Below are 8800 nucleotides of genomic sequence, written 5' to 3'. Positions count from 1 at the left end.
AAAAATTGTCGTTATGACAAGGGAACAGGGAACAGGGAACAGGGAACAGGGAACAGGGAACAGTTTTAACTGTCTGGATACCCTCAATTTTCCAAATCCGACAAAGAAAAATGCAATTCATTTTGAGACACCATTAGCCAAAACCTGGCACTTTTTTGTGGTAAAAATCCGTGAAACCCTTTGTTAATAAATGGTTCTAGCTTTATATGGCTAACGCCACGCTACGCTATCAGTAAGCCCTATGTAGCTTGGATACTCGGATTTTTTAAGAAGTCGGGGATCTGATTTTAGCAAACATTTGTAAATTTTCCTTTCTCCAGATCACATCTCTTTTTCTATTTGTTTTGACTTCTAAAACCCTAATTCCTGTTTTTGGTAATTGCTTTAAATGATCTGCTAATTCTTCCCAAGCAGTAATTAACTGATATTGCACATTATAAGTAGCGCATAATTGGCAAAAATCAATATTTTGGGGAGTAGCAAAAAACTCTTCAAAAGGTGGATCAAATTTAGCAATGGGTAGCATTTCAAAAATTCCCCCACCATTATTATTAATTAAGATAATCGTCAAATGTCCGATAAATTTATCGCTAATTAAAAACCCATTTGTATCATGTAATAAAGATAAATCTCCTGTTAATAAAATACTACTTTGTTGTTGATGTGCGATTCCTAAAGCCGTGGAAAGTGTACCATCAATACCATTTGCACCGCGATTAAAATAAGGTTTAATTCTTAAATTATTCGGTTTCCAGAAAAATTCTACATCTCGCACCGGCATACTATTAGCAATAAATAAAGGTGTTTCTGGTGGCAGAATTTGGGAAATTAACCACGCTACTTTACTTTCAATTAATTCCTCTAGATTTTGCAAATAATCATCAATATTTTTTCGGACTTGTTTCTCTATCTTACACCATTTTTGTAAATATTCATTTTCTCCTAATTTCTCAATTTCTAATTCGCTGCTAATTTCTGTGACTGATATTCTTAAATGTCTGGTTTTTCCATGTAAAGAATCTAGATTTTGATCACAATTATCAATGATCAAACGTTCAGATTTAGTATTAATTAACCAATTTCTTAATTCTTTACTTGTAGGCATTTCTCCAATTTGAATTACCATTTCTGGTGTTAATTCTTTGGCAAGTTTCTCATTTCTGAGGATGATATCATAGGTAGAAATTAAATAGGGATTTAAGTCTGCATAATTTCTCACTGGAGAAAGTCCTTCAGCTAAAACAGGCCATTGGAGAGATTGACTTAATCGTGCGATCGCTCTACAATATTCCTCAGATAGCTGTGTTTGAGCTACACCAGCGATAATGATTCCTTTTTGACACTTGATTACTGGTAATTGATAATTAGTAATTGCTAATGGACTGGAAGCCACTGCTGAAAAGAAATCTGACACATCTAAAGTAAAGTTAGTACCATCGGAAATGGGAGCAAGCGGGTCACGAAAAGGTATATTTAGATGTACCGGACCAAAATTAGGAAATTGACAACGTTCCCAAGCGTAAATAACCGTTTGTCTGAGATAAGCTAACATTTCTAAATTTGCGGAGGGTGTAGCTAATTCCCCTTGCCAATTGGGATAATTACCGTATAATTTTACTTGGTCAATAGTTTGTCCAGAATGACAATTTCTTAATTCTGCGGGTCTATCAGTGGTTAATATCAATAAAGGAACACGACTTTCCTTCGCTTCAATTACCGCTGGATAAAAATTTGCGCCCGCAGTTCCCGAAGTACAAACTAATACTACAGGTTTCCCTATCGCTTTTGCTCGTCCCAATGCAAAAAAAGCCGCCGAACGTTCATCTAAAATCGGCACAGCTTGAATATGCGGTATTTGTTGAGCAAAAGCCACTGTTAAAGGTGTAGAACGAGAGCCAGGACAGATTATAGCGCATTCTAAACCCAAGCGTTTAAGTGTTTCCGTTAATACATAAGACCAAATTTGATTAAGATTGTTAAAATTAAGCTGCATTTTATTGGTGTCCAGACTAGCCGGGTCTGTAATTAACCGGAGATAAACATAGATAATTTTGTACCTTATTAGACTAAGAAACCCTAGATAATAGCTGACGGAAATGCAGTATTGGCATAGTAAATAAACCCCAAGCCAAACCAGTAATCAAACCGAAAGGAGTAACAATATAATTATTAAAATCCCATAAACCGAAAATCTGAGCTGCTAATTCCAAAGGATAGGCCATCATAAACACCGTAGCACAAGCAGCGCCATTTCTACCATATTGACTTAACCAAAAAACACCTTTGCCATCAGTTAAACTATACAAAATCCGAGTTATTAATAAACCTGTCACTGTGCCATAACAGCGCATACAAACCGCCATAATAAAAGGTGGCGCTAACTCCAAACCCATAGTAGGCTGGGGACAGACATGATTACCCATAAAGTAAATAATATCCGCAATACCCGGAAGCAAAAACACACCAGACCCAGCGAGAAAAGGAGCAAGAGGGGGACCAAAAACCATACCAGCTAACAGGAAATCAGCAAAAAAACTCACCCAATTAACTTGTAACCCTCTTAACAAAACTACCCTTTCCATATTCTCTCTGTGTCCTGTGCGCCTCTGCGGTTCGTTTTCTGCAATTAGTTAGTATTATAGGGTAGAAAATACCCAAAATGATTATAAATCATCATTTGGATCTATCCCAATTGCCCGTAAACGTGCTGCTAATTGTGCAGCTTTGAGTTCTGCTTGTTCAGCCCTTTGTTGTTGCTGTTCAGCCCTTAATTTTTGTAATTGGGCTTCTTCTTGACCTACCAATAACAAATTACCATGTAAATCCCACCAGCGCAGCCAAAGTTGTTCAGGATTATTTAAGTAACTTCCTTGCCATAGTCCCAATTCTACACCTAATGGCGCAATAGGATAATGTCCACGTTCGTTAGGCTGGATTTTTTGGTAAGCAAAATCCACCAAATGATAAACCTCTAATTTGCCATGATTAACTTCATAGATGGCATAATAGGGAACACGGATAATACGTTCATATACCCAGAATTTACCAGGTTTTTCACCTGCCTGTAAACCCGCTAGAGGTGTTGAATCTCGTTCCTCGTCACCATTACCACTAGCTAATTCTATAGCAATTAATGGAGGAATATATTCCCGCCATAATACATAAGAACGACGAATTTTACCATCTAATCTTGGTGCTACATCAGGGACATAAAACCAATCTGGTGCTATGCTACCTTTTTCTGGTGGTTCAGTTTCGCGCCAGTAAATACCACAATCTTGACCTATACAAAATTGTCCGTCGGGATGTAATTTTTGTAAAGTTTGAATTATGGAATCTGTGATGATAATACTTTGGGGATGTTCTTGAAAATTCTTCACGAATGTACCATCAGACTCTGGGAGTTGAGTATGATCAGGAAACTGCGGTGGTATAGCAATATCAGCCAGGGTTTCACTCATACTATTTAAAAGATTGCAGTTGTTAATTTAGTATTATATCAGAGAATAGGGAGCGCGGAATTACTTGTGTTTTATTATAAGAGGGAGTTTGAAAGGTCATGCTGAACCTAGCATAGTGGAGTAAAGCATCTCTGAGTAATAACTCAAACCGTTAATTTTTAGTTCATATTTACTTCAGTCAGCGTAATAAATTATGACATTTATAGACTTTTCAAATATCCTTTAATCCAATGGATGTAGAAACAGACTCTTGACTTTTGTTTGAGAGGCTGGATCAAGACTCCACCAAATTAAAGCACAAGCATCTAAAACAAAAGTCATATTTCGCTCCATTCTTCAGTTGTAGGTGTGGTAATATATTCAAAATATTTAACCTTACCACGGAGGGGACTAAATAATTCTGTTGTTGAACTTTTGACAGCAATATTTTCTGGTTTTATAGTTTCTATAAAAGTGATTAAAACTTGGCTTTCTAAGATATTATTAGGAATCTCAGCTAACTCAATTTTTCCATTTTTATAGATTCCTTTCACAGTTTGTAACATCACTAATCATCTCCTTTTTTTCATGTTTTTTATATTATAATTCTCTGCGACTCTGCGCCTCTGCGTGAGAAAAAACAAAGACACAAAAACGCCCAGAAAAAACCTTTGCGTCTTTGCGCCTTTACGTGAACTATTCCTTTAACCTACATTAGCAACATAAGGACTTGTTAATTTATCCAATTGCTGAAGTAACAGACTGAGGAATAAACCCACATCTGTTACCACCCCTACAGATTCTATTGAACCACGATCGCTCAATTTCGTCACTACAGCCGGGTTAATATCCACACAAACCATCTTCACACCTGCGGGGGTCATATTTCCTACCCCGATGGAATGTAACATGGAAGATAGCATCAAAATCATATCTGCACCTTGGATAATTTGCGAATATTCCTGTTGTGCTAATATCAAGTTCATTTGGGTATCTGGTAAAGGTCCATCATCACGAATTGAACCAGCGAGGGAGAAAGGAATATTATTTTTCACACATTCATACATCACCCCACCTCTAACTGCTCCTGCTTCTACAGCTTTAGAAATACTACCAAACCTGCGGACGGTATTAATTACCTTGAGATGATGTCTATGTCCACCGCGTACCGCTACACCGCGCTTCATATCCACACCCAGGGAAGTACCCAAGATATTTTGTTCCATATCATGAACAGCGATCGCATTTCCGCCCAAAAGACCTTGAACGTAACCTTCTCGAATCAGTCGTGACAGATGTTCACCACCACCAGTGTGAATGACCACAGGACCAGCAGTGACAACTACCTTACCACCACTATCCTTAATTTTACGTAATTCCCAAGCCACTTGTTCCACAACTAATTCTACTCGTCTTTCGCTGGAAACACCGGAGGACATGAAGCTAAATTCTTGAGAATTACGTTGTTCTCGTGATTCGGCTTTACGGATAGTGCGGATACCCAAGACATCAACTACTACCTGTTCACCAATTTCTAAATCCCGCAATAGTTTACATTTTGCTACTATACCATTACTCGTTTGAGAAATAGCGATCGCTCCATCCATGCGTTGATTTTCCACTTTCAGCCATTGTCCATTTACCCGAACTTCAGTAGGATAAATCGTGCTGACATAGAAATCATCAGGGGCTACACCCGCTTGTAAAACTGGTTCTAATTTAGAATCTCGTTCATCTTGGGGTAAATCAACCGCACCCAAATCAATCAACTGAGATATAATCTCTTCCATGACATCATGGGATGGTGCAGATACCCGAACCTCAGCAGCGGAAGTGCTTTGACGTTGTTCTCCCAAGTTGAATTTCAGAACTTGGAAACTTCCCCCCATTTCCACGATTAAATCCAAAGCGCGGTTAATTAACCCCGCATCTAGTAAATGCCCTTCCATGCGAACCACACGACTTTCTACAGATACATTAGCGTGTAGTTCTTCTCTCACAGGTTCTGTAACCCGCAAGGTCAAGCATTTAGCAGCACCACCAGCTTTGAGAAATTCCGTCAAAGGAGTTTCAATGACTTGAAAACCAACCTCTGCTAACCGTGATTTTAAACCATCACTGGCTTTGTTCATAATCACGATGCTATCAACATTCACCGCATTACAAGCAAAGTTAACAGCATCAGCTTCCATAATAGCGATGCGCTTTTCTGGTGCAACGCGCATTTCAATAACGCGGTTAGAATAGGAATCAAAAGCACCGGGATAATACAGCAAATAACCATTTGCTAAAGGACAAAAACAGGTATCAAGGTGGTAAAAACGCTCATCCATTAAGCGCAGAGAAATCACCTCAATGTCCAACCATTTAGCCAGGAAGGGGTGAGAATCCAATTCTGAGCGAAAACCATATCCAGCCCATAACCAACGCCCTTCCCGGTCTAAAAGCGCGTCTCCAGCGCCTTCAAAGGGGAGGTCTTTGGGTAGAGTGTAAACATTAAAACCATTTTCTTCAAACCATCGTTGAAAATACGGTTCTTCCCCTTGACGTTCCTTATGTAAAAAGCGGCTGAGAACGACATTTTCACCCAAGACCAAACCCGCATTGGCACTGAATACCATATCAGGCCAGCCTTTTTCGGGAGCGACCAAATCAACAATGGCATGATCTTTAATGACATTGTATAATTTATTCCATTGTTCTACAGCGCGATCGCGTGAAGACTTATGAATATTACCTTCCATCCAAGGATTAATCACATAATCCACATCATAATGGTCGGGAGCGCACATCAAAAAACGAATTTGGGAAACCATAAAAATTTTACGAACTTCTAAAATGCTACTAATGTCTTCTGGATACAGAGTTTTGGTGTTACAAGTCTGTCAAATCTGCTACTTAATCGCTACCTTGTGTTCTTGGTAGGCTTTACAAGGATATCGTTATTATTCTATAACTGCTAGGGACAATGTGAGAGGTAAAGTCACAAAGGTTGTGTTGTAATGTAATATTAACTTGTTAATTGATGGGTGATTCTGATTATTGGCTGAACTTGCTCTACAATAATTAAGTTATGGAGTTTTCTATTATGCCCCCTACCCTAAAAGCAGTCTATCGTAACGGCACATTCATTTTGGAAACAGCCTGTAATTTACCTGAAGGTTCTGAGGTGGAATTACTCATTCAATCAAGTTCTATTGTTTCACCTCCCATTTCCGATGTAGAAAGTAAACAACATTTTCTCAAATCTCTAATTTCACGAATGCAGCAAAATCCAATTCCATTAAATGCACCTCGTTTCACACGGGAGATGCTGCATGAACGCTGTTAATACTAAAATGGTATTTTCTATTTGGAATATAGGCGAAAAATGAAAATCAAATTCTCAAACTTAGGTAGGATTCAAGAAACAGAGTTAGATTTGCGTCCTCTAACAGTAATTATTGGACCTAATAACTCAAATAAAACATATATTGCTTATTCTATTTATGGTTTGTGGCAGAGCGCTGCCGGAAGTACACGAGGTATTAATAAAATTCAAAACTTGGCGATTAAGCAAGAACAAGAAGGAACTTGGTCTATAACATTAGATGATCAATTGATTGAATTATTCATTAAAGATATTGAAGGGACAGCGAAAAATTTTCAAAGAGGTATTTTAGAATCATTTTTTCAAGATTCAAGTCATCAACTTTTTGATAAAACCTCTTTTGATATCAAAGTTTCTCGTGAAGAAGTAGAAGATGCAATCAATCAATTAATTGAACAAGAAACATTTGTGTTAACAGGTGAGTTAGTTTTAAAAATTAGTCGTCAAAGTAATATTTTATATCTCAAGTGGCAATCTATTAACGAGGAAATAAATAACAATCATAAATTAACTTATATAGAGGTTGGACGACCTTTTGGTAATATACCATCCATTTTATTTTATCTAATGGTTAAACAGATAATTTTTCCTAATGCCTTTCCCTTTCCCGCTGAAAGAAATGCCTTTATAAATACCTATAAAATGCTGGCAAATAGGCGTTATAAACTTCTTAAACAGACTCAAAGAGAATTATTTAGTAGTAGTTCGACAAGACAACTTGATCTATTAAAAGAACAAGGTGATATTCGTTATCCACAACCAGTAGAAGATTTTTTAGATTTTCTATCGGACATAGAACTTCAAGAAACAACCAAGATTAATTCAAGCAATAAAAACGAATTTCAGAAATTAGCAGACGAGATTGAAAAACAGCTACAAAACAAAAATAAAACTAATTTAAAACCTACTAAACTAGGTGGAAAAGAAATAAAAGTTTTAGTTAAAAGAGGTTTAGAAATTGATATATATAATGCTTCATCTTCTATCAAACAACTTGCACCATTGCTTTTATATTTAAGATTTCGTGCAAGTAAAGGTGATTTTCTGGTAATAGATGAACCAGAAATGAACTTACACCCAGAATCACAAGCAAAGCTACTTGAATCATTATCTATTCTTGTTAATCTTGGTGTGAGAATCTTACTCACAACTCATAGTCCATATATTATGGCACATCTGAATAATTTAGTTAATGGTAATCATGAAAATCCTGAAATATTAAAACGTCAATCTTCATCTTTATACCTTCAAGATGAAAGAGCATTTTTACCTATAGATAAAGTTAGCGCGTATGAAATGAAAGATAATAAATTAGTTTCATTAAATGATCCAGATTATGGCATTAGATGGGATACTTTAAGTGATGTTGCTGTAGATATTCAACAAAAGTTTTTTCAAATTTATGAAGCAGGACAAGAAAAAGCAGATGAAACAGAAGATTAATCCTGCTCAAATTCTCAAGGATAAAAAAGATAAACTCGACTGGCAAAATTTTAACTTTTTAGAAAATCTGCTAGTGTTCTGTACAGTACCAGGAAGAAGTGTTCCTAAAGAAAGTGGAGTACATTTTAAAATAACTTTAGATTCTCAAAATAAATCTCTATGTATTTTATTTGAAATAGATAGAAGAAATGATCCTCTGATCAAAAATCAAGCATTAAAGCGTCCAGATTATATGTCTGTTTATATTGATTCCAATTCTTGTATTTGTACTATTATTGAAATGAAAGGAAAGAATCACAACTCTTTAGAAAATGGAATTGAACAAATTTTACAATTGAAAGAAATTTTACAAAATGAAATATCTGATCATTTACCAACTAAATTCAAAATTAAATGTCAAGGAATTTTATTAACTCCCTACAATTCACAAATTCCATTTAAAAAAATAGCGGAGTTAGCTGCAAATGGTTTTATTATTTTACCTATTCAATATGATCATAAAGCTGAATTATATCCTTATGTTTCCAAGCTAAATAAGATAACAGAT

7 protein-coding genes and 2 pseudogenes are annotated in these 8800 nt (G+C 36.3%); 4 read left to right on the top strand and 5 right to left on the bottom strand.

Annotated elements, in window-relative coordinates; genetic code table 11:
• Window positions 1-187, top strand: a pseudogene (locus tag ACIR131C_RS26525) (hypothetical protein); the annotation flags it as partial.
• A gap of 78 nt (window positions 188-265) precedes the next feature.
• On the opposite strand, the gene menD reads toward ACIR131C_RS26525, so the two are convergent.
• The 5 genes from menD to argZ form a co-directional block, all read right to left on the bottom strand.
• Window positions 266-1993: a 2-succinyl-5-enolpyruvyl-6-hydroxy-3-cyclohexene-1-carboxylic-acid synthase gene (menD, locus tag ACIR131C_RS0102040; protein ID WP_028088862.1), complete on the bottom strand. Its 1728-nt coding sequence runs from the start codon at window positions 1991-1993 to the stop codon at window positions 266-268.
• A gap of 73 nt (window positions 1994-2066) precedes the next feature.
• Window positions 2067-2582, bottom strand: a complete 516-nt coding sequence (locus tag ACIR131C_RS0102035) for a DUF2085 domain-containing protein (RefSeq protein WP_028084935.1) — start codon at window positions 2580-2582, stop codon at window positions 2067-2069.
• Between the two features lie 81 nt (window positions 2583-2663).
• Window positions 2664-3461 (bottom strand): Uma2 family endonuclease, encoded by a 798-nt coding sequence (locus ACIR131C_RS0102030; RefSeq protein WP_028088861.1) that lies wholly within the window; start codon window positions 3459-3461, stop codon window positions 2664-2666.
• Between the two features lie 317 nt (window positions 3462-3778).
• Window positions 3779-4006: a hypothetical protein gene (locus tag ACIR131C_RS25305; RefSeq protein ID WP_071604924.1), complete on the bottom strand. Its 228-nt coding sequence runs from the start codon at window positions 4004-4006 to the stop codon at window positions 3779-3781.
• A 138-nt stretch (window positions 4007-4144) separates the two neighbouring features.
• A complete protein-coding gene (argZ, locus tag ACIR131C_RS0102010; protein ID WP_028088860.1) occupies window positions 4145-6256 on the bottom strand; it encodes a bifunctional arginine dihydrolase/ornithine cyclodeaminase in 2112 nt (703 codons plus the stop codon).
• Between the two features lie 272 nt (window positions 6257-6528).
• On the opposite strand from argZ, the gene ACIR131C_RS0102005 reads away from it, so the two are divergent.
• The 3 genes and pseudogenes from ACIR131C_RS0102005 to ACIR131C_RS26520 all read left to right on the top strand — a co-directional run.
• Window positions 6529-6771, top strand: coding sequence for an antitoxin family protein (locus tag ACIR131C_RS0102005; RefSeq protein ID WP_028088859.1), 243 nt, complete (start codon window positions 6529-6531; stop codon window positions 6769-6771).
• 39 nt (window positions 6772-6810) lie between these two features.
• Window positions 6811-8253, top strand: coding sequence for an AAA family ATPase (locus tag ACIR131C_RS0102000; RefSeq protein WP_028088858.1), 1443 nt, complete (start codon window positions 6811-6813; stop codon window positions 8251-8253).
• A pseudogene (locus tag ACIR131C_RS26520) lies at window positions 8237-8800 on the top strand (hypothetical protein); the annotation flags it as partial. The gene ACIR131C_RS0102000 and the pseudogene ACIR131C_RS26520, both read left to right, overlap by 17 nt.

The organism is Dolichospermum circinale AWQC131C, from assembly GCF_000426905.1.
In the GTDB taxonomy this organism is placed as follows: Bacteria; Cyanobacteriota; Cyanobacteriia; order Cyanobacteriales; family Nostocaceae; genus Dolichospermum; species Dolichospermum circinale.
This window is presented reverse-complemented; position numbering and strand designations above follow the sequence as displayed.

What these genes read in the sequence shown, in the direction of transcription:
- menD (WP_028088862.1), bottom strand. Translation starts at nt 1,993, where the DNA reads ATGCAGCTTAATTTTAACAATCTTAATCAAATTTGGTCTTATGTATTA.
- ACIR131C_RS0102035 (WP_028084935.1), bottom strand. Translation starts at nt 2,582, where the DNA reads ATGGAAAGGGTAGTTTTGTTAAGAGGGTTACAAGTTAATTGGGTGAGT.
- ACIR131C_RS0102030 (WP_028088861.1), bottom strand. Translation starts at nt 3,461, where the DNA reads ATGAGTGAAACCCTGGCTGATATTGCTATACCACCGCAGTTTCCTGAT.
- ACIR131C_RS25305 (WP_071604924.1), bottom strand. Translation starts at nt 4,006, where the DNA reads ATGTTACAAACTGTGAAAGGAATCTATAAAAATGGAAAAATTGAGTTA.
- argZ (WP_028088860.1), bottom strand. Translation starts at nt 6,256, where the DNA reads ATGGTTTCCCAAATTCGTTTTTTGATGTGCGCTCCCGACCATTATGAT.
- ACIR131C_RS0102005 (WP_028088859.1), top strand. Translation starts at nt 6,529, where the DNA reads ATGCCCCCTACCCTAAAAGCAGTCTATCGTAACGGCACATTCATTTTG.
- ACIR131C_RS0102000 (WP_028088858.1), top strand. Translation starts at nt 6,811, where the DNA reads ATGAAAATCAAATTCTCAAACTTAGGTAGGATTCAAGAAACAGAGTTA.